The sequence below is a fragment of the Mesorhizobium sp. M0910 genome (assembly GCF_040319465.1).
Taxonomy (GTDB): domain Bacteria; phylum Pseudomonadota; class Alphaproteobacteria; order Rhizobiales; family Rhizobiaceae; genus Mesorhizobium.
In genome coordinates, this window is record NZ_JAMYNZ010000019.1 from 1 (window position 1) to 22712 (window position 22712).

Consider the following 22712-nt stretch of genomic DNA (forward strand, 5'->3'; position numbering starts at 1 on the left):
CAATAGAGATCGACCATCGCCCGTCCCATCGCGACCAGCTCCCGCACGCCGGGTAGGTTCTCCAGCCGGCACAGCGTCGATTGCGACGCCAGATCCCGACCCGACGGCAGCGCATCCTGGGCCATCTTGAAGACCGGATCGCGGCGCAGCCGGTTGGCGTCGTTGCCGTCCTCGTAGCCGGCGGCGATCATCTTCATGCGAAAGCCGATCATGTCCGCCAGGCTGTGGACGACCTGGTCCGGGCAGCGCGGATCGTCGATGCAACGCGCCAGACGCTCGGCCACCCGCAACCGCTTTTCCACCTCGGCCAAGGCCAGAACGCCGCTGTTGGACGACAGCATGCCGCCGTCGAAACGGGCGACGACGGACTTGCCGCCGACTGATGACAAACCGCTCAGCGGCAGCGCAAGATCGTTCATGGTGGGTGTGGTCTCCGGGAAATGGTTCGGATCGGCTTAAGCAACCAAATCCTACGTCATTTCAACGATCAGATCCCGAGCAGCCAGCCAGTATTCGACCGTCGCTGGCGCCTCCGCCCACTGAGGCCTTGTGCTTCCTCCAGCGAGTCAAGCCGATCACCATGCGTGTCGCCAGTTCTGGTGCTCACCCACGTGCCATTTGCGATCTTGTGTCGGTGAGAGCACCGCAAGCACCTCCCCTGCTAGAGGGCAAGGCGGCTTGCGTCGCCCGTGTTGTTACTATTCTTCGCTGTGGTCGGAGTTTTTTCCTTGGCTTCGGAATCGGGACATTCGGCTTTGCAAAAAAATAGGCCATCGTGGTCGATCGTCACGCCCCCGAGTTCGGCGGCACGATGGGACCACAACGGCAGCGCAAGCTCCATTTGCGCGAGGGGCTCGTCCCTTCAAATACTTGATGCATTTGCGCTTTGCGTACCTCCGTGCATGTTGCTCGATGCCAGGCGGAGACCTCTGTCTAAACGATCGCGCATCGATGCAACGCCCACGCGTAGATCGCCATCATCGCGGCGATCGCTTTGCCGCGATCGCCGCAGCCGTTTTCGAGCACGACAATCATGCCGGCGCTGTCGGCAGCGATGCGCATGCAAAAATTCACAGATGCATTCTGGCCAAATGCTAGCTGCCCAGCAAATGTCCGGCATTTCGCAAGGCCCCTAGGAAGAGACTGGCATGGCCGTTGGCATCGATCTTGGCCTGCATCGACAGGGGCATGCTGTGCCAGTTCTCCAAGGGCGCAATGAAATGTGAGAACGTACCGTTGACGATGCAATGGTGGGTAACAAGGCCCTGTCTGTCCAACGCCAGCACGCCGATCTGGTCGCCCTGATATCGGATGGCTGCGACCCGCTGGACCCCCGCATCACCGTCGACCCGCACGTCGAAAAGCAGGATGCCGCGGCTCCTGGTGGCTACCTCGGCGGCCTTTTCAGCGAAGCTTAAGGAGAGCGAGCGGACGCTTTCGACCGCCAGCTGTAAAACCATCAAATCCAGTTCATCCACTGCCATAAGGTACCTGCGCGCAACACATGGGTGATAGCAATCGACCACACCGCTTGTTCACAGATGTCGGCTCACGACCGATCATTCAGGTTGTTGCCGGACGTCCATTGACCGAGGGAGTGCTCCGGTTCGAACCGATCCTGAAGCGGAATGCGCTGGATCTACGGAACCCGAGGAGCAGGCCAGCCAAAGTTGCCGCGACAATTGATGTCGTGATCATTCCAGACATCTGCATCGGCGTCGCTGAACATCCCACTGGTAAGTCCGTTGTTTGCGGCAAGCCCATCCTTGGGCCGTCTAGTACCTGAAACCCTCGCGGTAGCGTCCCTCGAAGCTCGGGACCGCCGGGCGCTTGATCGTCGAGAACTTTGTTTACGAAGGTCCGGACCTCCTGCAGAGCTTATTCTGGTGCGCTCGCCTTTGAGCATTCCGCTGAAGCGTGACGTTTCGCTAGTCAGTGTTCCTTGCAGGCTCACCGCGAGGGCGCCTTGCACACAGCTGCACGTCAGCGCATGAAACTCGTCCCCCGTTCACTTCACAAAATGGATTTCCTGAAGTACTGGGAGCGCAGAGAAATCTCCGGTCGCAGCCTACCCGGTTAAAACAAGGACCCAACAATGAAGACTCTCGTCGTCTGCTCCGGCGGATTGGACTCCGTCACCCTTGCTCACAAGGTGGCAGCGGAGCACGAACTCGCCGGCCTCTTATCTTTCGATTACGGCCAACGGCATAGGAAGGAATTGGGCTTCGCCGCCCTTTGTGCGGAGCGACTGAGCGTCCCGCACCGCATCATCGACATCCACGAGATCGGCGGCGGCCTTTCCGGCTCCGCGCTGACCGATAATGTGGACGTGCCCGACGGGCACTACGCCGAAGACACGATGAAGGTCACGGTGGTGCCGAACCGGAACGCCATCATGTTGGCCATTGCCTTCGGCTTCGCCGCAGCGCACGACGCTGACGCGGTGGCGACGGCCGTGCATGGTGGGGATCATTTCATTTATCCCGACTGCCGTCCGGCCTTCATCGACGCTTTCCAGATGATGCAGGACCACGCGCTCGACGGCTACGCGAAAATTCGCATTTATGCACCCTATGTGAATCTCACGAAGGCGGACATTGTTAGGAATGGAGCAGCATACGGCACGCCATTTGCGCAGACCTGGTCCTGCTACAAGGGCGCGGAGCGTCACTGCGGGAGGTGCGGGACCTGCGTCGAGCGGCGCGAGGCGTTTCATCTCTCTGGGCAGCCGGACCCCACCGACTACGAGGACTCCGACTTCTGGCTCGATGCGCTGCGAAGGAGGACCGCGTAATGTTCCGCATCACCAAGGAATTCCACTTCTCAGCCTCGCATCAGCTCACCTCGTTGCCACCCGATCACCAATGCGCGCGCCTGCACGGGCATAACTACATCGTTGAAGTGGAGCTTTCAGCGAGTGGACTGAACGACAACGGCTTCGTGCGCGACTATCACGATTTGGCGCCATTCAAACGCTACATCGACGAGAGCTTCGATCATCGACATCTCAACGACGTGCTGGGACATGAGCAAGTCACGGCGGAATATCTGGCCAGACATTTTTATGAATGGTGCAAGGCACGCCTGCCCGAAACCTCGGCCGTGCGGGTGAGCGAAACGCCGAAAACCTGGGCGGAATACCGGCCATGACCGATACGCATCCCGCAATCCGCGTGAGTGAGATTTTCGGGCCGACGATCCAGGGCGAGGGCGTGCTCATCGGTTTGCCGACGGTCTTCGTCAGAACCGGCGGGTGTGACTATCGCTGTTCCTGGTGCGACAGCCTGCATGCGGTGGACAATCAATTCCGCCATGAATGGGAGATGATGTCCATTGCCGCGGTGTGGCAAAACGTGCTTGCGCTTTCCGGTGGCCGCCCGCTGATGGTATCGCTGTCAGGCGGCAATCCGGCCATCCAGCCGCTCGGCGCGCTCATCGAGCGAGGCCATGGTGAAGGTTACCGTTTTGCGCTGGAAACCCAAGGTTCGGTGGCCAGGGACTGGTTTGCCGACCTTGACGTGCTAGTCCTCAGCCCAAAGCCGCCGTCAAGCCAAATGACGACCGATTGGGCCGCTTTCGAGGCGTGCCTCCAGGCGGCACAAGGCAGGCCACAAATCGTGCTCAAGCTCATTGTTTTCGACGAAAGGGACTACGCCTACGCGAAAGACGCCGCTGCGAGATTTCCGCGACTTCCGATCTATCTGCAACCCGGCAATCACACGCCGCCACGCCCCGCAAATGAAGACGCTCCTGTCGACCTTGACGGAATATTGAAGCGCATGGAGTGGCTGGTTGATGCCGTGACCCGCGACAGGTGGTTCGAAGCCCGTGTGCTGCCGCAGCTGCACGTTATGCTCTGGGGTAACAAGAGAGCCGTCTAGCCTAGGCCCGCTTTTCACTGAAACTGCGCCGGCGGATATTCGGGTGGACGGGTTGTCCCACGCTTGACGGCGCTGCCGGGGTGCTTGCGGACTTTCTGCCACCGGCACCAAGAGCGTGGCCAGCCGCTTACGACTCGGAATGTTGCCGAGGCTCGGTTTCGACGGGCGTCGGCCTGGCGCGAACCAATCAAAGGTTAGCGCGAGCCACGGGTGGATAGTGTGGTGGTGCGATGCGGCGGCGCCTGCTGCAGCTGGCACGGTCCTTGCGCACCCTTGTTGCAAGGCCGAAGGGAGCTGTCGGCCGACAACCATGATCTGGCCAGGACGATTGTCGACTGCTTCCGATACAGAAAAGAGGCCGGACTCGACGTGGCGCTTCAGGGACTGCGAAATGGAATACGGCGCCGGAAGGCACGACCGGACGATATCGTCGCTATACCAAGACGCGTCTGGTCCGCTCCGAATCCTGTCTCGACACGACGGTCGCCGATCAACAGTGAAAAATGTAGCGCAATCGGTTCACGATCGACTGAGAACCATGACCGTTCCTCTGCGGTGCTCAGACTGCCGCTGAGTGCCTGGCCGTTCCACTTTCGAAATATTTGTCGAACTTTGCCGCGATGCTCCTGACAAAGGGCCGGCTTTCCGCAGGCACGACGAAGCGGTCACCATCAAGTTCAAGCAACCGCGCAGGATCTTGGAGGGCCGTGGAACTCGCTCGGACGAGAAGTCTTTGGCCGGCTTCGCCAAAGCGCTCCACCAGTACGATCGCCGAGAAGCCGAAGTCACACATCAGCCGCTCGATGATCCAGCCGCGAACACGGTCGTCGTCGGAAAGCGCGATACCCCGAACAGCGGCCAGCCCGCCATCAGCAACCATGCGTCCATACTCGGCGGTCGAAGGCATATTCTGTGCATAGCCCTGGCGAAACTGGCTGATGGACGATGGGCCGAGGCCGATCAATGTCTCGTAGCAGTCCTCGGTGTAGCCTTGGAAGTTCCGGTGCAAAGTCCCGGCGCGGGCCGCAAGCGCCAGCGCATCGCCGGGCTTGGCGAAATGATCGAGCCCGATTGCTTCGTATCCCTGGTCCATGATCGCCCGCGCTGCCAATTGCGATTGGGCAAACCGCTCCGCCGGACCCGGCAACCAGGCCTCGTCGATCATCGTCTGATGTTTCTTGAACCACGGCACATGGGCGTAGCCAAAAAGCGCGATCCGATCCGGTTCCAGGGTCAGTGCCTGTGCAACCGTGGAGGCGACGCTCTCCCTGGTCTGATGCGGCAGGCCGTAGAGCAGATCGAGATTGACCGATTCGACGCCGCGCGAACGAACGCCATCAACAACCGTCTTGGTCTGCAGAAAGCCCTGCTCGCGGTTGATCGCTTTCTGCACCTTCGGGTCGAAATCCTGGACGCCGAGGCTCGCCCTTGTCATGCCGATTTCGGCAAGTGCATCGAGGCGGGCATCGTCCATATCGTTGGGTTCGATCTCAACGCTGATCTTTGCACCGGGGAGAAACGTGAAGCTGTTGCGCAGGACGGTTCCCAGCGCCACGATATCTTCCGGTTTGAGCATCGTCGGCGAACCGCCGCCGAAATGGACGGCACGCACGCGGCCCTTGCCTGCGACAAGACTGGAGACGGTGGCGATCTCGGCATCCAGTGAGCGCAGATATGTGGTCACTGGTTCGTAGTGGCGTGTCTGCTTGGTATGGCAAGCGCAGAACCAGCAAAGCTTGTCGCAATACGGGATGTGCAGATAGAGCGAGATCTCATCGCCGTCGTTGAGCGCCTCCAACCAGCCTCGGTAAACGACGGCATCGACCCCCGCATGGAAATGCGGCGCTGTCGGATAACTGGTATAGCGCGGGACGTTCTCGCCAAGTCTGGCAGCTAGCTCCAGTCGCATGTCGTGGTCCACCGTGTTTGCGTCGCCGGAACTGTGGATGCTTGGATGAGCCTAAGCCCTGATTTCGATCAGCGTTCAGCACGGACAAACTGCCGCAAGGATTTTTCTACCGTCGATTGCTATCCTGCCCGCACTGGACCGGTAGAGCGATCGAATGACATTACGGCAGGACACTCACAGTTCCGGCATTCCCGTTCTTTGCCTGTCTTGCGAGGCACGGCACCGCGGTGTCTGTGGTGCGCTCGAACCAGACCATTTGGCTCAGCTCGCCAAGACGTCGTCGCGGCACAATATCGAGCCGGGGGTCGAACTGATCGGCGACGCCGAGGCGGTCGACTGTTATTCAAACGTGCTTTCAGGCGTGGTGAAGCTGACGAAGAGCCTTTCGGACGGCCGCCAGCAGATCGTCGGTCTCCAGTTCGCGCCGGATTTTCTGGGACGGCCCTTCAAGATGAAAAGCGCGATCAATGCGGAAGCGGCAACAGCTGTCTCGCTATGCTCGTTTCCGAGAGCGGCGATCGAACGGTTGATGAAGGAATCACCGGAATTTGTGCATCGCCTGTTCAAGCAGGCGCTGAACGAACTCGACGAGGCACGCGAATGGATGGTGACTCTGGGGCGCAAGACCGCACCGGAGAAGGTGGCGAGCTTTCTCCTCATGATCGCCCGGAACATCGATTCCAGTGTTGACCCGGCGGCTAGGTCGGCGTGCTTCGAGCTGCCGATGACGCGTGCCGACATCTCTGATTTCCTTGGAATTACAAACGAGACCGTGAGCCGTCAGCTGACCAGCCTGAGAATGGACGGCGTGATTCGGATCGAGAACAACCGCCGTGTCACCGTGGACAGCATGAGCCGGCTGGAACGGCGCTGCGGCGGCCGAGGCGCAACCGCCGTTTGAATGACACCGAAGCTGCATGGCCTACGTCACTTATTTCGTTCGGGGCAGGGCATGCTCGCGTTGGGCTTAGAAGAAGCCGCATAGCGACAGCCCGCTCTCCATCCGATCGCCTGAGCCAGGTGTGTTTCGGCCAACTCGTCGGCGAAGCATCCATCCTCGAGGTGCTCGACGTGCAACCGGCTGTTCCAGGCAGGATTGCACTCGGCCGAAGTCAATACGCCTCATACGCAGGGGAAAATCGCCGTCTCCCCGAACCATGAATGTCACGAAGGCAGCGCAACGCTGGCGCTGGATGTCCCAAGGCATTGAAACGATCGACGTTCGGCAAGGCATCGGCCTACTTTCCAGCGTCACAGAAGGCGCGCTTCCCCACACGCCCGCGATCGCCTCCATACCCGGCCCGACCGGGGACGCGGGGCCTGTCCGTAAGCGTGGCGGCCGGTGCCGCGCTTCCACATTCGATCGCCACAGTCTGATCGCACCGAACTCGATGCTGCTCGAAGCAAAATCGTGCGGCTCTGACATGGATCAGGGCGAGCAGGCCACGGCTGCGCAATAAGGCACTGCGGTTGGCGCCCGCCGGAATTGGAAATCGGGGCTTGCGATGAAATTCGGCACAGAGATCGTCCTTCTAAGCCTGTTTGCGTTTGCGGCCCTGGTGGCTGCCGGCTTCGGCGTAGATGAACCTTTTCGCCGGCATATGTGGGTTTTGTTCTTCGCCGTGGCTGGCTTCACTGCGATTCTGTTGCGCAACACGGAGTTCAAGCCGGCAGTTCCGATCGACCCCGCCGCTTACATGGATGGGCCGATCCGATACGGTGCGATCGCCACCGTATTCTGGGGCGTCGTCGGCATGCTGGTCGGCGTGGTCATCGCCCTGCAACTTGCCTACCCCGATCTCAACATTCAGCCCTGGTTTAACTTCGGCCGTTTACGGCCATTGCATACGTCGGGGGTCGTCTTCGCCTTCGGCGGCAATGCGCTGCTCTGCACGTCCCTGTATGTCGTCCAGCGCACCTGCCGCGCTCGGCTGTTCGGCGGCGATCTCGGCTGGTTCGTATTCTGGGGCTACCAGCTCTTCATCGTCATGGCCGCGACGGGCTACCTGCTCGGCATCACCGAGAGCCGCGAATACGCCGAGCCCGAATGGTATGTGGACATCTGGCTGACCATCGTCTGGGTCGCCTATCTCATCCTGTTCCTCGGCACGATCCTGAAGCGCAAGGAGCCGCACATCTACGTCGCCAACTGGTTTTACCTCTCCTTCATCGTGACCATCGCGATGCTGCATGTGGTCAACAACCTGTCGATGCCGGCCTCATTCCTGGGTTCCAAGAGCTACTCCGCCTTTTCCGGCGTCCAGGACGCCCTGACGCAATGGTGGTACGGCCACAACGCCGTCGGATTTTTCCTCACCGCCGGCTTCCTCGGCATGATGTATTACTTCGTGCCCAAGCAGGCGAACCGGCCGGTCTATTCCTACCGGCTGTCGATCATCCACTTCTGGGCTTTGATCTTTCTCTACATCTGGGCCGGTCCGCACCACCTACACTACACCGCCCTGCCGGACTGGGCCCAGACGCTCGGCATGGTGTTCTCGATCATGCTCTGGATGCCGTCATGGGGCGGCATGATAAACGGCCTGATGACGCTCTCGGGCGCCTGGGACAAGCTGCGCACCGACCCGATCATCCGTATGATGGTGATGGCCATCGCCTTCTACGGCATGTCGACCTTCGAAGGCCCGATGATGTCAATCAAGGCCGTCAACTCGCTCTCGCACTACACCGACTGGACCATCGGTCACGTCCATTCGGGCGCGCTCGGATGGGTTGGCATGATCTCGTTCGGCGCGATCTATTTCATGGTCCCGAAGTTATGGAATCGCGACCGGCTTTATTCGCTGCGGCTCGTCAACTGGCACTTCTGGCTGGCGACGCTTGGGATCGTCGTTTACGCCGCGGTGATGTGGGTGTCCGGCGTCATGCAGGGCCTGATGTGGCGCGAATACAACGAGCAGGGCTTCCTGGTCTACTCCTTCGCCGAAACCGTCGCCGCCATGCATCCCTACTACATCATGCGTGCCATCGGCGGCGCGATGTATCTGTCGGGCGCCCTCATCATGGCCTGGAACATCGCCATGACCATCCTCGGCTACCGGCGCGAGGAGGATCCGATGCCGCGCTCCATTCCCGCCCTCCAGCCTGTGCGATCAGGAGCCAGAAAATGGGCTTGATGGACAGACACGCGGTCATCGAGAAGAACGCCACACTTCTTCTCCTCGGGTCCCTGCTGGTCGTAACAATCGGCGGTATCGTCGAGATCGCGCCGCTCTTCTATCTCGACAACACCATCGAGAAGGTCGAAGGCATGCGGCCCTATTCGCCGCTCGAGCTCGCCGGGCGCAACATCTATGCGCGCGAGGGCTGTTACCTCTGCCATAGCCAGATGATAAGGCCGTTCCGCGACGAGGTCGAGCGCTACGGCCACTATAGCCTGGCGGCCGAGTCGATGTACGACCACCCGTTCCAGTGGGGCTCGAAGCGCACCGGGCCGGATCTCGCCCGGGTCGGCGACCGCTACTCGAACGGATGGCACGTCCAGCATCTCACCGAGCCGCGTTCGGTGGTGCCGGAATCGATCATGCCGAGCTACGCGTTCCTGAAGGACATGCCAATCGAGGTGAAGGATTTCTCGACGCATCTGATCGCCAACAGCCGTGTCGGTGTGCCCTATTCAGACGACATGATCGCTCATGCCAATGCCGATCTCATGGCGCAGGCCGATGCGAATGCCGACACATCGGGCCTGGAGAGACGCTATCCGAAAGTCAAGGTTGGGGACTTCGACGGCGATCCGCAGCAGGTCACCGAAATGGATGCGCTGGTCGCCTATCTCCAGATGCTCGGCACGCTGGTCGATTTCAGGACCTATGACGAAGCCGCCGGTTACCGCTGAGGAGAATGGCGATGACCTACAATTTCATGCGGGAGTTTGCCGACAGCTGGGGCCTGCTTGCCATGGCACTTTTCTTCCTCGGATGCGTTGCCTTTGCATTTCGTCCCGGCAGCCGCAGGCAAGCCGAGAGAGCCGCTCACATTCCTCTCAAGGACGACTGATCATGGGCAGCGAGCATATCGACGAGGTTTCGGGCATCTCGACGACCGGCCATGAGTGGGACGGCATCAAGGAACTCAACAACCCGCTTCCGCGCTGGTGGGTCATCACCTTCTACATCACCATTGCCTGGGCGATCGGCTACACCGTCGTCTATCCGGCATGGCCGATGCTGACTTCCGCGACCAGGGGTGTGCTGGGGTATTCGAGCCGCAAAGATGTCAAGAATGAACTGGCGGCGGCCGAAGTGGCCAAGGACAAATATGTCGCTGCCATTCAGGCGAAGACCGTCTCCGAGATTACTGCCGACGATACACTACGCGAATTCGCGGTCGCCGCAGGTGGCGCCGCGTTCAAGGTCAATTGCGTGCAGTGCCATGGCTCGGGCGCTCAAGGGTCCAAGGGTTTTCCCAACCTAAACGACGACGATTGGCTGTGGGGCGGCAACGCCGAACAGATCCAGCAGACGATTGCGCACGGCATCCGCTTCGCATCAGACCCGGATACGCGCCTGTCGGAAATGCCTGCTTTTGGCGACATCATCACGACGGATCAGATCAAGCAGGTCGGCGCCTATGTCGCAAGCCTCTCCGACCCTGTTCAGGACACAAGCCTGATCGAACTCGGCGCCAATGTTTTCGCCGAGAATTGTGCGGCCTGTCATGGTGAGAATGCAAAGGGCAACAGGGAGCTCGGCGCACCCGACCTGACCGACGCGATCTGGCTATACGGGTCTGGCGAAACAGCCATCGCCGCGCAGGTCCGCGCGCCGAAGCACGGCGTCATGCCGGCCTGGATCGGGCGTCTCGGCGAGATCAAGGCCAAGGAACTCGCGGTCTATGTCCATTCGCTTGGTGGCGGAGAATAGGTACGCAGCCTATTCTCGTCCTCCCCCCACCGCCAAGCGACGAGGCCCGGCGCGAGCCGGGCCTCGGCATCATCCAGAAACCGATGGGTCGGGCTTCCGGCGAAATCGTCGCTGGTGACTGGAGCTTCTCGTGCTCGATAACACGCAAATAGAACGGCTCGAAGCCGATGCGGTCAACTCCGCCAAGACCCGTCAGCCGCTCTATGCCGGACGCAAGAAGATCTTCCCGAACCGGGCCTCTGGCAGTTTCCGCCGCTTCAAGTGGTCGGTGATGGCAATCACGCTGGGGATCTACTACCTGACCCCCTGGCTGCGGTGGGATCGCGGGCCATTTGCCCCTGACCAGGCCGTGCTGGTCGATCTTGCCAACCGCCGCTTCTACTTCTTCTTCATCGAGATATGGCCGCAGGAATTCTACTACGTCGCCGGCCTGCTGGTCATGGCCGGTGTCGGCCTTTTCCTGATCACATCCACCGTCGGCCGGGCCTGGTGCGGCTATACCTGCCCGCAGACCGTGTGGGTCGATCTGTTTCTGGTCGTCGAGCGAGCCATCGAGGGCGACCGCAACGCGCGCATCAAGCTCGATGCCGGTCCCTGGACTGCGCGCAAACTCGTGCTGCGAACATCGAAACACGCCATTTGGCTGGTCATAGGGGTGCTGACCGGCGGCGCCTGGATTTTCTATTTCGCCGATGCGCCGACGCTGCTTGGGGAACTCTTCACCGGCACCGCCGCCCCCGTCGCCTACATCACCGTGTCCGTGCTGACGGCGACGACCTATACGTTCGGCGGGCTGATGCGCGAGCAGGTCTGCACCTACATGTGCCCATGGCCGCGCATCCAGGCGGCCATGCTCGACGAGAATTCCCTCACCGTCACCTATAATGACTGGCGCGGCGAACCGCGCTCGCGTCACGCCAAGAGGGTCCTTTCCGCCGGGCAGCCCGTCGGCGACTGCGTCGACTGCAATGCCTGTGTCGCGGTGTGCCCGATGGGGATCGACATTCGTGATGGCCAGCAGCTTGAATGCATCACCTGCGCGCTCTGCATCGATACCTGTGACGGTATCATGGACAAGCTCGGCAGGGAGCGCGGACTGATTTCCTACGCGACGCTGGCCGACTACAACGCCAATATCATGCTGGCGACCGCGGGCGGCGCCGGTTCAGTCAACCCGTCACTGGTCAGGAACGCTGACGGCCTGTTCTCCGACAATGTGGCCCGTTTCCATATCCGCAAGATCTTTCGCCCGCGCACCTTCATCTACATGGGCGCCTGGTCGGCGGTCGGTCTCGCGCTGCTCTATTCGCTGCTGACCCGCGAACGGCTCGAATTGAATGTCCTGCACGATCGCAACCCGCAGTTCGTGACGCTGTCCGACGGTTCGATCCGCAACGGCTACACCGTCAAGCTGCTCAACATGATCCCCGAACCAAGAACGATCATTGTCACGATGCAGGGCCTGCATGGAGCCGAAATGAGCGTTGTCGGCATCGACCTGCCGGCGGATCGCTCCTTCGCCATCCCGGTCGAACCCGACCGGCTCAAGATGCTCAAGGTTTTCGTGCGTCAGCCGGCAGATCAGGTTCGGGGTGCAGCGCAAAGCTTCAAGTTCCGGGTCGAAAACAAGGCACCGTTCGAGTCGGACGAATACACGGCCACTTTCAACGCACCGGAGAGCGCCAGATGAGCGACACCTCGCGACAATCTCGCGAATTCACCGGCAGGCATATGCTGTTCACCATCCTTGGCTTCTTCGGCGTGGTCATAGCGGTCAATCTGACGATGGCGACGCTCGCCAACACGAGCTGGACCGGCCTTGTCGTCGAAAACACCTATGTGGCGAGCCAGCAGTTCAACAAGAAGGCCGAGGAGGGGCGAGCTCAGGCAGCCCTCGGCTGGACTGGCAAACTGACCATCGCAGGCGGTGAGGTCCGCTACAGCCTCACCGATGCTGTCGGCAAGCCGGTTGCCTTGCATGGCGTCAAGGTGCTGTTTCGTCATCCCGCCTACGAGGCCGAGGACAAATCCGTCACTCTTGCCGCTGCCTCCGGTCAGATATTCGCCGCGCACCACATGCCCACGGATGGCGTCTGGATCGTCGAAATCGACGCCGATGCGAGCCTTGCGGAACCCTATCGCGACGTTCGCCGGATCATGATTTCCCACGGGGCGCTGCAATGAGCTGCTGCGCGCCAGGCGCCGAAATGGCATTGGACCTGGAAAAGGTCACACTGGTCCTGCCTTCTGGCCAGGAAATCAGACTGGCGAGCCGCTCGATCGGCGAAAATCTTCGCCAGACCGACCTCTCGGTGCCGGCCGTGCATTGTGCCGCCTGCATCCAGACGATCGAGACGGCGATCGGTAAGCTGGATCGCGTCGAAGGCGCTCGTGTCAATCTTTCAACGAAACGTGTTTCGGTCCGGTGGCGCGGCGACGAGGTTCCGCCATTCGTCGCCACACTTGGACGGCTGGGCTATGGCGCGCACCTGTTCGATCCCGAGGCTGACGGGAAGGACAGGACGCTCTCGGAACTGATCCGCGCCGTCGCGGTCGCCGGCTTTGCGGCGGGCAACATCATGCTGCTATCAGTCTCCGTCTGGTCCGGCGCGCAAGGCGCGACCCGCGACCTGTTCCATTGGGTCTCGGCCTTGATTGCCATTCCTGCGCTCGCTTTCGCCGGCGGCATCTATTTTCGCTCGGCCTGGAATGCGCTGCGCCACAGCCGCATGAACATGGACGTGCCGATCGCGGTCGGGGTATCGCTCGCTTACGCCATGAGCCTCTACGAGACGATCAACCATGGCGACCATGCTTATTTCGACGCGTCGGTGTCGCTGCTGTTCTTTCTGCTGATCGGCCGCACGCTGGATCACGTGATGCGGGAACGGGCACGGACGGCCGTAAACGGACTGGCTCGGCTGGCGGCGCGCGGCGCCATGGTGCTGCGCGAGGATGGTTCGCGCGACTACTTGCCGGTTGGCGAGATCGAACCAGGAATGGAGCTCTTGATTGCGGCTGGCGAGAGGGTGCCCATCGACGGCAGGATCATTGGCGGGGCATCGGATCTCGACTGTTCCCTGGTTTCCGGGGAAAGCACGCCCAGAACGGTGGGCCCGGGGGCGCAGGTCCAGGCCGGTACACTCAATCTCACCGGTCCGCTGACCATCGAGGCGACGGCCGCCGCGAAGGATTCATTCCTGGCCGAAATCGTTCGGCTGATGGAAGCGGCAGAGGGCGGCCGCGCCCGCCATCGCAGGATCGCCGATCGCGTCTCCGCGCTCTATGCCCCCGTGGTCCACCTCACCGCCTTTGTGACGTTCCTCGGCTGGATGGCGGCGACCGGCGACTGGCACCGGGCAATAACAATCGCAATCGCCGTTTTGATCATTACATGCCCGTGTGCGCTCGGTCTCGCCGTGCCGATCGTGCAGGTGGTCGCTGCGCGGCGGCTGTTTGAAAGCGGCGTCATGGTCAGGGACGGCTCCGCCATTGAGCGCCTGGCGGGGATCGACACGGCATTGTTCGACAAAACCGGCACGCTTACGCTCGGACTGCCCAGGCTGATCAATGCGCCGTCCATCGATCCGACGATGCTCGCCATGGCGGCCGAGATGGCAGCGCATTCCCGCCATCCCTTTTCGAAGGCAATCGCTGGCAATGCAGCCTTTGCCGGCCAGCCGAAACTCGCGTCCGTCAGCGAGCATCCGGGCTTCGGCATCGAAGCCATCGGCGAGGGCAGTACCTGGCGGCTGGGTCGCCGCGGATGGCGTGAGTGGAAAGCTCGGATCGGCGGCGAAGGCAAACAAGGCTATGGCGGAACCGTTCTGACGAAGGACGGGGTCATTGTCGCGACTTTCGATTTCGAGGATGAGCTGCGTGCCGATGCCAAGGCGGCCATCGAGCAACTGAACGGCGCCGGCGTGTCGGTGGAGATGCTGTCGGGCGACACAGAGGCTGCCTGCGGCGAAGTCGCGGAAGCACTGGGCGTCGAGCGCTTCGTTCCCTCGTTGCTTCCCTCCGGGAAGGTCGAACACATCGAAGCATTGACGCGAACTGGCCACAAGGTGCTGATGGTCGGCGATGGGCTCAACGACACGCCTGCATTGGGCGCCGCACACGTTTCGATCGCTCCGGCCACGGCGGCGGATATCGGTCGCAACGCCGCGGATTTCGTGTTCCTGCGTAAAAGTCTTCTGGCGGTCCCACTTGCTTTAGACATTTCGCGGAAGGCCGGACGGCTGATCCGGCAGAACATCGCCATCGCGATCGTTTACAATGGCATCGCCGTGCCGGTCGCCATTCTGGGGCACGTTACGCCACTGATCGCGGCGGTCGCGATGTCCGCCTCGTCCCTCCTGGTCATCGGCAATGCGCTACGTCTGCAAGGTTTCGTGTCAAATGCATCGGTGCAAGATGCCCGACATGACAGGCGCTCGGACATTGGCGCACTGGCACAATCCTCATGACGACGCTCGCCTACCTCATACCTGTGGCCCTGTTCCTCGGAGCGCTTGGGCTGGCGGGGTTCCTGTGGGCCTTGAGGAGCGGCCAATATGAAGATCTCGATGGCGCCGCCGAGCGGATCCTGATCGACCGCGACGAGCAACGCAGTTGACCCAGCCTGCCCTGCGAGGACTCGCTCGAATATTTTCCGCGGTTGCTTCGCGTCATGCCGATTTCGGCGCGCGACGGGTGCGAACGGATCAGCCAGAATACGTTGCCGAACTTTCGGCCAGGAAAGGGCCGCACCGAACGGGAAGCCGGCCATTCCATGATGACCTGACCAGACCATGGCGTGGCGGTCGACCAGTCGACCGTGAACGCGCCGTTGCCGCGTTTATCGAGCCTGGTTGATCCACATCAGGGTTATCTCTTCATAGGCATGGTTTCATTGAGCATTTTTGAACGGAGAACGGATGTCTAACGGACGGTTAGGTCGCGTGGAGACGCTTGGGGAGATGAGCCGCAAACCGTGGATCGATTGCGATGCGTTCCAGTGCCCTTCGTCGCAGATAGCCGACGCAATGGCGGCACGCTGATGGCCGGCTCTGTCGATAGATTCGACGTTATTGTGGTCGGAGCCGGGCCGGTCGGACTTTCCTTCGCCGCGTCGCTTGCCCAGAGCCGACTCAAGGTGGCAGTGGTTGAACGGCAGTCGCTCGAAAGCCTGGCGAATCCGGCTTTCGACGGTCGCGAGATCGCGCTGACCCACGCATCGGTTGGAATCCTTCGCGAGCTCGGCGCCTGGGATGCCATCCCCGCTTCGGACAAATCACCGCTACAAGGCGCGCGCGTGCTCAACGGATCGAGCCCTTTCGCCCTGAGCTTCGATTCTCCCAGCGGATCTGGGGAACCACTCGGAATTCTGGTCCCAAATTGTCGGATCCGCGACGCCCTGTTCAAGCTTGTCCACTTCCAGGATCATGCCCAGCTGCTGTGCGGCCGCTCGGTCGTCAATGCAACAACCAGCCACAAAGAAGCAGTCATAACGCTCTCTGATGGCAGGCAATTGGCCGCTCGGCTGCTCGTTGCAGCGGATTCGCGTTTGTCCGCGACGCGCGACCTGCTCGGCATTGGCGCCGACATCAATCGGCTTGGCAACTCCATGCTGATTTGCCGAGTGAGGCACGAGCGCGCCCATCACCAGATCGCGGTCGAATGGTTCGATCACCATCAGACGATAGCGATGTTGCCGCTCATGGAAGGCGTGTCGTCGCTGCTTCTCACGTTGCGCTCAAGCGAGGCCGACAGACTGCTTGCTCTCGACGACGATTTGTTCCTCATGGAATCGACGAGCCGGTGTCGAGGACGCTTCGGAGAGATGACCTTGGCAAGCACCCGCCATGCCTATCCGCTGGTCACGACCTGGGCGCACAAGTTCTGGGCTCCGAGTGCGGCACTGATCGGCGATGCTGCCCTCGGCATGCACCCGGTGACCGCGCATGGCTTCAACATCGGCCTCAGTGGCCAGAAGCAACTCGCCGATAGAATCCTGGCGGCATGTCGCGAGCGCCGCGACATTGCTGATCCCGACATGCTCGGCAGATACGAAAGCCGGCTGCGTCTGTCGGCGGCACCGCTCTATCATGCTACGAATGCACTTGTCGCTCTCTACTCAGGCGAGCACCCGGCGGCACGGCTTGCAAGACATGCAGGGCTTCGCTTTGCCCAATATCTTCCCTTTATCCGCCATGGCATTTCGGCCATGCTCAGGCGGTGAATCGCAGGCAGCGCTGCCGCTCTGGAACGCTATCTCGGCCCGGCTTCCTTTTGTCTCGCCGGGCGCGTTGATGCCGTTGGTAGGGCTGCTTCCATGGTGACGTTGCCGATCCTGGGATGATTCGGATCAAGGCACGCGTGCGGGCAAGAGCTCGATGGTCAGACGGCAAGGCCAAGAGGCAGACGTGCGCCCCGAAGACATGGTGAGCACACTGGTTATCCCCGCTGGATAGTTAACCCGTCCTTCAGTGGGCCTGCGTAGGCTTGTCCTCGCGAACAACGATGGGAGCAAGCTGGTCCGTCCATGGCCCCGAAGAATGAAGACACGCTGGAGGCCAAAATCCGTCAGGATCAGCTTGCTGACCTGAGGGCCGGCCTCTTCGTGTCGATGCCGATAAGCGCTATCCTGTCAGGCCTGATTTGGGCGGTGCACGCCCTTTCTGGCAGCGGCTTTGCAGCTGCAATCTGGTTCCTGGTCGTCAATGCGATAAATGCCGCCCGCCTTGCACTCGCGCGTTATCAGCTAAAGGAAACGGGGCGCCATGACGGATTAGTGGGGGTTTTGCCGCGGCTTCGCTGGTTTGGCATCCTTGCTCTTCTGGCAGGGTTTGCCTGGTCCTTCCTGGCCGTCCTGACTGTTGGATACACGACACCTCAAGCACCGCTGCATCTGGTCATTCTGGCGGGCATTTCAGCTGGTGCGGTTACATACGGCAGTTCGTATGCCGCGGCGGCGATCAACTTCATCACACCTCCGCTCCTCATCACGGTGGATTGCCTTTTGGCGAAAGGCAATTTTGAAGACTACATTCTGGCTTTTACCGTTCTGCTCTTCATGGGCGGCTTGGTTCGAGCTTCGTTTGTTGGGCAAGCACGGTTCCGCGAAGCGAGCCGCCTGAGGCATGAGGCCGAGCGGCTTGCGGCGGAGATGAAGGCCAGTTCCAGGCAGGACCACCTGACGGCCCTTCTCAACAGGCGTGGCCTCGAAGACGCTATCGGACGGTTCGAGACCGCGGATGGCCCCTTCGTGGCAATGCTGGTTGACCTGGACGGGTTCAAATCCGTCAACGATACCTACGGTCACAGGACCGGTGATGAACTGCTTGTCAGGATCGCCCGCCGCATAGAGGAGGAAGCACCGGAAGGCTCAACGCTCGCTCGTATCGGCGGCGATGAATTCGTGCTGTTTTTTCCCTCAACGAGGGTTTCGCTTTCTGCCAATGATCTCGCCTCCAATATCATAGCAAAAATTGCCCGCCCCTATCGGGAGGTCGCGTCCGTCCGGGTCGGGGCATCAATAGGAATATACCTGGCGGAAAGCCCGGGCCTGACCGAAATGTTGTTGCGGGCGGATATCGCCCTTTACACGGCCAAGCGTCGTGGCAGGAACGAATTTTGCCTGTTCGATGCCGAACTCGACAGGGAACTGCAACGCCGCCAGTCCGTCGAACGGGACCTTCATTCGGCGATAAAGACGAGAAGCTTGCAACCTTGGTTCCAGCCGATCGTGAAACTCGACACCGAGGCCGTGGTCGGTTTTGAAGCCTTGCTGAGGTGGTCCCATCCGACTCATGGTGCCATCTCTCCACCCGAAATCATCACAGCTGCACGCGAAACCGGAATGCTTCAGCTGCTGACGCAAACCGTATTCGCCGACTGTTGTGCTTTTATCGACGGCTTGGTGAAAGCTGACTGTCGTGATTTCCGTGTGGCGATGAATGTTTCGCCGCGCGAACTGGAAGCCGGCGATATCGACGACATGGTTTTGGATGGTCTGGCGGCAAAAGGCCTCCCTGCAACGATGTTCGAAATCGAGATTACCGAAGAATCCCCGGTGGACCCGGACAGAGTGGATGAAAAGCTCGGACGGCTTTCACATGCGGGCATTTCCATCGCGCTCGATGACTTCGGCACCGGCTTTTCTACGTTGGCATCGCTCAAGGACAGTCGGATACGCAAGGTCAAAATAGACCAGGGCTTCATTCGCGGCTTGGCCAAGTCCCGAGAGGACCGACTGCTTGTCAAATCGGTCATCGATCTCGGTAACATGCTCGGGATCGAGGTCATGGCCGAGGGCGTCGAAACAGAGGCGGATCGGCAAACCCTGCACAAGCTTGGCTGCCGAACCGCTCAAGGCTACCTGTTCTCCAAGGCTGTGCCTCTGAGCCAAGCACTGGAAATGGCAGTCAAACAGCACGCGAACCAGTTGTGACCGCTCCCGCCGCGCCGTCTCTCGCGGCCGTGCGCTCATGAGTGACGGGTATCTGAACTTCCTTGTTTGAAGAGCATGACAGTCCGTGCTGTGCGTCAGCCGGCGAACAGTTCCTTGTAGCCGGTCGTCACCATCCAGTTCGCCCGGTCGATATGGCTGCGAAGAGCCTTGCGGGCGCGGACCGGTTCAAGGGCCGGGTCGATGCCTAGAATGAGATCGGCCATCTCCTCTTCGCTGGCATTGTCGGCGCAGGCATCCAGGATCCGCAGGTAGATCGTGAAATGCTGCCTGTCGTAGCTCGTGAGGTTCTCCGACCAGGGGACTTCGTCGCACAGAGTTGAGTTTCGAGTCTCATCTGTTCCCATTGATCGATTCATGCCTGTTGCGAGCCTCGGCTGTTGAGCGCTGGATGCAACGCAGCATATCCCAAAATGGGATAATCCGAAACCGGGATTAGTCGCTGATCCGGTCTTTACCCGACCGGTTCGCCTACATGCCCAAATCTCTTCGCTCGCCCCGCCACCAGCGGTTTCTGGCCCAGCTGGTTTCCCTGCGCAAGGCCAAAGGCCTGACTCAGGCGCAGGTGGCCGAGAAGCTTGATCGTCCCCAATCCTTCGTGGCCAAGTACGAGGGTGGAGAGCGGCGTCTCGATGTCATCGAGTTTCTCGACTTAACTGCGGCGCTTGACGCTGATCCGTGCGAGATTCTGTCCAGCCTGCGGGCTAACGGGCGCCTGCGCGTCTGACGGCTCGCGCCGGTGCCGTGAACCGAGCGCGCTTTTCTTCGGCAAGCTGCCATTCCGCTGCGGGTGGGTCTTTACCAAGCCATGCCGATATAGGATAATAATCCTAGGTGGGGCGATTCCTCAACGGAGATCGCAATGGCTAGGACCAAACTTTCCAAGCAGCTTTCACAGGCTGAAATCGAGCGCTTTCTCGCGGAGGCGGAACGGCTGCACCAGAGCATCGTCCAGCCGCTTCTATCACCTACCAGCAACCATTACCGGGCTCTCCAACGCACCCATGAAGCGCTGTTGAAGACGGTGAAGGATATCACCGGTAAGGATGCGCCGTTCATTCAATGGTTCGGAACAGGACCGGTGAATTAGACCAGACTTATAGACTCCAGGCTGCAAACGTCGCATTCTCTCTTCGGGGAGAAGGGGCGTGGGCAACCATCGCTATCAAGACAATCGGTACAACCGTCGCAGGTATGGCGAGCGCCATCGTTCGAAGGACGCTCCGTTGTGGGCAAAGATCGTTGCTGGTGGAACAATCCTGGCTGGCTTTCTTGCCTTCGAAATCGGCCCTGCCGCTCTCGGCTGCAACATCAAAGCCAATATCAGCTACAACACGGGCGAGCGCATCTATCATGTTCCCGGACAGGAATATTACTGGGAGACGCGCATCAACCTGTTGAAAGGCGAGCGCTGGTTTTGTTCGGAGGAAGCCGCGCGCAAGGCTGGGTGGCGGAAGTCTCGGGTCTGAGCGTCCGTGGTAAATGCTTGCGAAAATGCTGCATCGCACATGTTTTCGGTGCAGCATTCATTTGAAGTATTTATCGCGATCCGTTCGAAAAATCTGTCCAGCCTGCCGTCCTGGCGGGCGCCCGCGCGCCTGACGACGCGCACCAGGTGCTCGTGAACCGAGCCCGCTTTTCTTCGGCAAGCTCAGGCGGTCTCGGCCATTCGGCTTCGCCCCTTGGCGTGGGCAGCCCTTCGGGCTGAGACGGCCGCCGCCCTTGCGGGCGGCGCGGTTTGTCTGTTGGCCTTTCCCGGTGGCGCGGGGTGGGCGGCACTCCCTTCTAGGCCCGCCGCGGCATCCCGCAACCCTTCGCATCCCGCTCAGGGTCCTCCTCTTCGTTCCGGTCCTTCGGATGCGGTCCGCCTCCCACGGCGGGCCTTTCCGGTCGTGACTCGCCGCCCACCCCGCTTCCGGGGAAAGGCGCGGCGATTGGCGAGCGGAGGATGAAACGATGCATGCAAACAGCAAGCGTTGTGCCAGCACAGAGGCTGGCGCAGGCAAGGGCGGGCGCCCGGGCGCCAGCCTTTATCAGGAGATCACCGACCGCATCATTGCCGAGCTGGAGCGCGGCACCGTGCCATGGGTCAAGCCATGGGGCAGCGCAAAGGCAGGCCTTGGCCTGCCGAGGAATGCATCCTCTGGGCGCACCTATTCCGGCATCAATATCCTCATCCTGTGGGGCGCGGTCATCGAGCGCAGCTATCCCAGCCAGAACTGGCTCACCTTCCGGCAGGCGCTCGTCCTTGGCGGCAACGTCAGGAAGGGCGAGCGCGGCACGACCATCGTGCATGCCGACCGCTTTGTCCCCAAGGACGAGAAGGAGCGCGCACGCCACGAGGGCGATGAACCACAGGCCGTGCCTTTTTTGAAGCGCTTCACCGTCTTCAATGTCGCGCAGTGCGATAATCTTCCGGAAGACCTCTATGCCGCCGCCGAGCCGCTGCCTCAGTGCGAGATCGTGCCGCAGGCCGAGACGCTCATTCGCGCCAGCGGTGCGGATTTCAGGGTCGGCGGCGATCGCGCTTTCTACATGCCGGGCAGCGACCACATTCAGGTGCCGCCGCAGCCGGCGTTCCATCACCAGATCGACTATTACCGGACCTGCTTTCACGAGCTTGGCCACTGGACCGGCCACCCGACGCGGCTTGCTCGCGACCTCTCCGGCTCGTTCGGCTCCAAGGCTTACGCGCGTGAAGAATTGGTCGCCGAAATCACTGCCGCCTTCGTCTGCAGCAATCTCGGTATCGAGCCGACCGTGCGTCATGCCGATTACATCGGCTCATGGCTGAAGGTGCTGCGCGAGGACAATCGCGCCATCTTCCGTGCCGCCAGTCTTGCTTCCAAGGCCGCCGATTTCCTGTTTGGCCTTCAGGCCGATGCCGAAGGCGAGGCGCAGGAAGGGATTGCGGCATGACGATGCGCGATCCTCAACTGACCGCGAGCGAGCCGACGCCGCAAGGCGAGCAGATGCTCATTCCCGGTGTCCGGCCGATCACCACGCGCGATCGGCTCACCCTCCTGATGAACGCGCCGATGTGTCCGCGCGCGGCGCAAAAGCCGCTCGATATCGGCCTCTTCGATGAAGCCAGCAGAAATCAACTCGACCTGTTCTGACAAGGAGTCTTTCCATGATCCTGATCACCGATCCACTGCGCGCACGACTGCTCGCCAATGGCGCCGCCGAGGCCGACATCGACCATTTTCCCGTTGTGAAACTGTTTAATCCCTCAGGTGCCGCCACGTGGCTTTTGACCGAACTCGACGCCGATGGCGACACGCTGTTCGGCCTTTGCGATCTCGGCTTCGGCTTCCCCGAACTCGGCAGCGTCAGTCTGGCCGAGCTTGCATCCGTAAAAGGTCCGCTTGGCCTCGGCATCGAGCGCGACCTGCATTTCCAGGCGCGCTTTACGCTCTCCGTCTATGCCGAAGCCGCCCGCATGTGCGGCCACATCACCGAGGCCGAGCGACTTCTGCGGCAGGCAGCAGACGCCCTTTCAAAGCCCCATTCCGAGCTTCCGTCCGACACGGCGGAACAGCAGCGCCGATAGGCGCAAAAACCGTCCCGCCGCGCCGGCCTTC

At 61.0% G+C, this 22712-nt stretch carries 26 protein-coding genes; 20 read left to right on the top strand and 6 right to left on the bottom strand.

The window, feature by feature from the left end; all coding sequences use genetic code 11:
- From NKH78_RS29495 to NKH78_RS29510, 4 genes are all read right to left on the bottom strand, one after another.
- On the bottom strand, positions 1-419 hold a 419-nt coding region (locus NKH78_RS29495), incomplete at its 3' end, for a transposase (protein WP_352741139.1).
- A gap of 242 nt (positions 420-661) precedes the next feature.
- Complete coding sequence (locus NKH78_RS29500) at positions 662-841, bottom strand: hypothetical protein (RefSeq protein WP_352884885.1); 180 nt, start codon at positions 839-841, stop codon at positions 662-664.
- Positions 842-933: 92 nt separating this feature from the next.
- Positions 934-1062, bottom strand: coding sequence for a hypothetical protein (locus NKH78_RS29505; RefSeq protein WP_023722056.1), 129 nt, complete (start codon positions 1060-1062; stop codon positions 934-936).
- 32 nt (positions 1063-1094) lie between these two features.
- A complete protein-coding gene (locus tag NKH78_RS29510) occupies positions 1095-1484 on the bottom strand; it encodes a hypothetical protein (protein ID WP_023722055.1) in 390 nt (129 codons plus the stop codon).
- Between the two features lie 611 nt (positions 1485-2095).
- On the opposite strand from NKH78_RS29510, the gene queC reads away from it, so the two are divergent.
- Genes queC through queE form a run of 3 tightly spaced genes read left to right on the top strand, consistent with a single transcriptional unit; the run spans position 2096 to position 3881 of the window.
- The gene (gene queC, locus NKH78_RS29515) at positions 2096-2794 is read left to right on the top strand and encodes a 7-cyano-7-deazaguanine synthase QueC (RefSeq protein ID WP_023679622.1); all 699 of its coding nucleotides are present in this window, start codon (positions 2096-2098) and stop codon (positions 2792-2794) included.
- Positions 2794-3150 (top strand): 6-carboxytetrahydropterin synthase QueD, encoded by a 357-nt coding sequence (gene queD / locus NKH78_RS29520; protein ID WP_352884886.1) that lies wholly within the window; start codon positions 2794-2796, stop codon positions 3148-3150. Before queC ends, queD begins: the two co-directional genes overlap by 1 nt.
- Positions 3147-3881 carry a 7-carboxy-7-deazaguanine synthase QueE gene (gene queE / locus NKH78_RS29525; RefSeq protein ID WP_352884887.1) on the top strand — a complete coding sequence of 245 codons (735 nt, stop codon included), beginning with the start codon at positions 3147-3149 and terminating at the stop codon, positions 3879-3881. Before queD ends, queE begins: the two co-directional genes overlap by 4 nt.
- 559 nt (positions 3882-4440) lie before the next feature.
- Here queE and hemN read toward each other — a convergent pair.
- A complete protein-coding gene (hemN, locus tag NKH78_RS29530; RefSeq protein ID WP_352884888.1) occupies positions 4441-5790 on the bottom strand; it encodes an oxygen-independent coproporphyrinogen III oxidase in 1350 nt (449 codons plus the stop codon).
- 154 nt (positions 5791-5944) lie between these two features.
- Between hemN and NKH78_RS29535 the strand changes: the two genes are divergently transcribed.
- The 11 genes from NKH78_RS29535 to NKH78_RS29585 all read left to right on the top strand — a co-directional run bounded on the left by NKH78_RS29535 (position 5945) and on the right by NKH78_RS29585 (position 19110).
- Positions 5945-6691 carry a Crp/Fnr family transcriptional regulator gene (locus NKH78_RS29535; RefSeq protein ID WP_352516160.1) on the top strand — a complete coding sequence of 249 codons (747 nt, stop codon included), beginning with the start codon at positions 5945-5947 and terminating at the stop codon, positions 6689-6691.
- 604 nt (positions 6692-7295) lie between these two features.
- Positions 7296-8927: a cytochrome-c oxidase, cbb3-type subunit I gene (gene ccoN / locus NKH78_RS29540; protein ID WP_352884889.1), complete on the top strand. Its 1632-nt coding sequence runs from the start codon at positions 7296-7298 to the stop codon at positions 8925-8927.
- Positions 8918-9649, top strand: a complete 732-nt coding sequence (gene ccoO / locus NKH78_RS29545; RefSeq protein WP_352721684.1) for a cytochrome-c oxidase, cbb3-type subunit II — start codon at positions 8918-8920, stop codon at positions 9647-9649. The genes ccoN and ccoO overlap by 10 nt, the downstream gene beginning before the upstream one ends.
- Positions 9650-9660: 11 nt before the next feature.
- Positions 9661-9810: a cbb3-type cytochrome c oxidase subunit 3 gene (locus NKH78_RS29550; protein ID WP_352457387.1), complete on the top strand. Its 150-nt coding sequence runs from the start codon at positions 9661-9663 to the stop codon at positions 9808-9810.
- Between the two features lie 2 nt (positions 9811-9812).
- Positions 9813-10676, top strand: a complete 864-nt coding sequence (gene ccoP, locus NKH78_RS29555) for a cytochrome-c oxidase, cbb3-type subunit III (protein WP_352884890.1) — start codon at positions 9813-9815, stop codon at positions 10674-10676.
- A 130-nt stretch (positions 10677-10806) separates the two neighbouring features.
- Positions 10807-12366 carry a cytochrome c oxidase accessory protein CcoG gene (ccoG, locus tag NKH78_RS29560; protein WP_352884891.1) on the top strand — a complete coding sequence of 520 codons (1560 nt, stop codon included), beginning with the start codon at positions 10807-10809 and terminating at the stop codon, positions 12364-12366.
- Complete coding sequence (locus tag NKH78_RS29565) at positions 12363-12860, top strand: FixH family protein (RefSeq protein ID WP_352517892.1); 498 nt, start codon at positions 12363-12365, stop codon at positions 12858-12860. Before ccoG ends, NKH78_RS29565 begins: the two co-directional genes overlap by 4 nt.
- Positions 12857-15145, top strand: coding sequence for a cation-translocating P-type ATPase (locus NKH78_RS29570; protein ID WP_352668540.1), 2289 nt, complete (start codon positions 12857-12859; stop codon positions 15143-15145). Before NKH78_RS29565 ends, NKH78_RS29570 begins: the two co-directional genes overlap by 4 nt.
- Positions 15142-15294, top strand: coding sequence for a cbb3-type cytochrome oxidase assembly protein CcoS (gene ccoS / locus NKH78_RS29575; RefSeq protein WP_352453617.1), 153 nt, complete (start codon positions 15142-15144; stop codon positions 15292-15294). Before NKH78_RS29570 ends, ccoS begins: the two co-directional genes overlap by 4 nt.
- A 423-nt stretch (positions 15295-15717) precedes the next feature.
- The gene (gene ubiM / locus NKH78_RS29580; RefSeq protein ID WP_352711153.1) at positions 15718-16899 is read left to right on the top strand and encodes a 5-demethoxyubiquinol-8 5-hydroxylase UbiM; all 1182 of its coding nucleotides are present in this window, start codon (positions 15718-15720) and stop codon (positions 16897-16899) included.
- Positions 16900-17202: 303 nt separating this feature from the next.
- On the top strand, positions 17203-19110 hold the full coding sequence (locus NKH78_RS29585; RefSeq protein WP_352884892.1) for a putative bifunctional diguanylate cyclase/phosphodiesterase: 1908 nt from the start codon (positions 17203-17205) through the stop codon (positions 19108-19110).
- A 95-nt stretch (positions 19111-19205) separates the two neighbouring features.
- On the opposite strand, the gene NKH78_RS29590 is transcribed toward NKH78_RS29585, so the two are convergent.
- Complete coding sequence (locus NKH78_RS29590) at positions 19206-19475, bottom strand: DNA -binding domain-containing protein (protein WP_352756854.1); 270 nt, start codon at positions 19473-19475, stop codon at positions 19206-19208.
- Positions 19476-19603: 128 nt separating this feature from the next.
- Between NKH78_RS29590 and NKH78_RS29595 the strand changes: the two genes are divergently transcribed.
- The 6 genes from NKH78_RS29595 (at position 19604) to NKH78_RS29620 (ending at position 22681) form a co-directional block, all read left to right on the top strand.
- Positions 19604-19855, top strand: a complete 252-nt coding sequence (locus NKH78_RS29595; RefSeq protein ID WP_023722035.1) for a helix-turn-helix domain-containing protein — start codon at positions 19604-19606, stop codon at positions 19853-19855.
- Between the two features lie 135 nt (positions 19856-19990).
- Positions 19991-20218 (top strand): hypothetical protein, encoded by a 228-nt coding sequence (locus tag NKH78_RS29600; RefSeq protein ID WP_352453620.1) that lies wholly within the window; start codon positions 19991-19993, stop codon positions 20216-20218.
- Between the two features lie 58 nt (positions 20219-20276).
- Positions 20277-20597, top strand: a complete 321-nt coding sequence (locus NKH78_RS29605; protein WP_352707152.1) for a sunset domain-containing protein — start codon at positions 20277-20279, stop codon at positions 20595-20597.
- Positions 20598-21084: 487 nt separating this feature from the next.
- Entirely contained in the window at positions 21085-22047 is a 963-nt protein-coding gene (locus tag NKH78_RS29610; protein WP_352884894.1) for an ArdC family protein, read from the top strand.
- Positions 22044-22247, top strand: coding sequence for a hypothetical protein (locus NKH78_RS29615; protein ID WP_352842612.1), 204 nt, complete (start codon positions 22044-22046; stop codon positions 22245-22247). Before NKH78_RS29610 ends, NKH78_RS29615 begins: the two co-directional genes overlap by 4 nt.
- A 14-nt stretch (positions 22248-22261) precedes the next feature.
- A complete protein-coding gene (locus NKH78_RS29620) occupies positions 22262-22681 on the top strand; it encodes a DUF2958 domain-containing protein (RefSeq protein WP_352884895.1) in 420 nt (139 codons plus the stop codon).
- The last annotated feature ends 31 nt before the right edge of the window (positions 22682-22712 follow it).

Coding starts and splice junctions, on each gene's coding strand:
- NKH78_RS29500 (WP_352884885.1), bottom strand. CDS start 841: ATGGAGCTTGCGCTGCCGTTGTGGTCCCATCGTGCCGCCGAACTCGGG.
- NKH78_RS29505 (WP_023722056.1), bottom strand. CDS start 1,062: ATGCGCATCGCTGCCGACAGCGCCGGCATGATTGTCGTGCTCGAAAAC.
- NKH78_RS29510 (WP_023722055.1), bottom strand. CDS start 1,484: ATGGCAGTGGATGAACTGGATTTGATGGTTTTACAGCTGGCGGTCGAA.
- queC (WP_023679622.1), top strand. CDS start 2,096: ATGAAGACTCTCGTCGTCTGCTCCGGCGGATTGGACTCCGTCACCCTT.
- queD (WP_352884886.1), top strand. CDS start 2,794: ATGTTCCGCATCACCAAGGAATTCCACTTCTCAGCCTCGCATCAGCTC.
- queE (WP_352884887.1), top strand. CDS start 3,147: ATGACCGATACGCATCCCGCAATCCGCGTGAGTGAGATTTTCGGGCCG.
- hemN (WP_352884888.1), bottom strand. CDS start 5,790: ATGCGACTGGAGCTAGCTGCCAGACTTGGCGAGAACGTCCCGCGCTAT.
- NKH78_RS29535 (WP_352516160.1), top strand. CDS start 5,945: ATGACATTACGGCAGGACACTCACAGTTCCGGCATTCCCGTTCTTTGC.
- ccoN (WP_352884889.1), top strand. CDS start 7,296: ATGAAATTCGGCACAGAGATCGTCCTTCTAAGCCTGTTTGCGTTTGCG.
- ccoO (WP_352721684.1), top strand. CDS start 8,918: ATGGGCTTGATGGACAGACACGCGGTCATCGAGAAGAACGCCACACTT.
- NKH78_RS29550 (WP_352457387.1), top strand. CDS start 9,661: ATGACCTACAATTTCATGCGGGAGTTTGCCGACAGCTGGGGCCTGCTT.
- ccoP (WP_352884890.1), top strand. CDS start 9,813: ATGGGCAGCGAGCATATCGACGAGGTTTCGGGCATCTCGACGACCGGC.
- NKH78_RS29565 (WP_352517892.1), top strand. CDS start 12,363: ATGAGCGACACCTCGCGACAATCTCGCGAATTCACCGGCAGGCATATG.
- NKH78_RS29570 (WP_352668540.1), top strand. CDS start 12,857: ATGAGCTGCTGCGCGCCAGGCGCCGAAATGGCATTGGACCTGGAAAAG.
- ccoS (WP_352453617.1), top strand. CDS start 15,142: ATGACGACGCTCGCCTACCTCATACCTGTGGCCCTGTTCCTCGGAGCG.
- ubiM (WP_352711153.1), top strand. CDS start 15,718: ATGGCCGGCTCTGTCGATAGATTCGACGTTATTGTGGTCGGAGCCGGG.
- NKH78_RS29585 (WP_352884892.1), top strand. CDS start 17,203: ATGGCCCCGAAGAATGAAGACACGCTGGAGGCCAAAATCCGTCAGGAT.
- NKH78_RS29590 (WP_352756854.1), bottom strand. CDS start 19,475: ATGGGAACAGATGAGACTCGAAACTCAACTCTGTGCGACGAAGTCCCC.
- NKH78_RS29595 (WP_023722035.1), top strand. CDS start 19,604: ATGCCCAAATCTCTTCGCTCGCCCCGCCACCAGCGGTTTCTGGCCCAG.
- NKH78_RS29600 (WP_352453620.1), top strand. CDS start 19,991: ATGGCTAGGACCAAACTTTCCAAGCAGCTTTCACAGGCTGAAATCGAG.
- NKH78_RS29610 (WP_352884894.1), top strand. CDS start 21,085: ATGCATGCAAACAGCAAGCGTTGTGCCAGCACAGAGGCTGGCGCAGGC.
- NKH78_RS29615 (WP_352842612.1), top strand. CDS start 22,044: ATGACGATGCGCGATCCTCAACTGACCGCGAGCGAGCCGACGCCGCAA.
- NKH78_RS29620 (WP_352884895.1), top strand. CDS start 22,262: ATGATCCTGATCACCGATCCACTGCGCGCACGACTGCTCGCCAATGGC.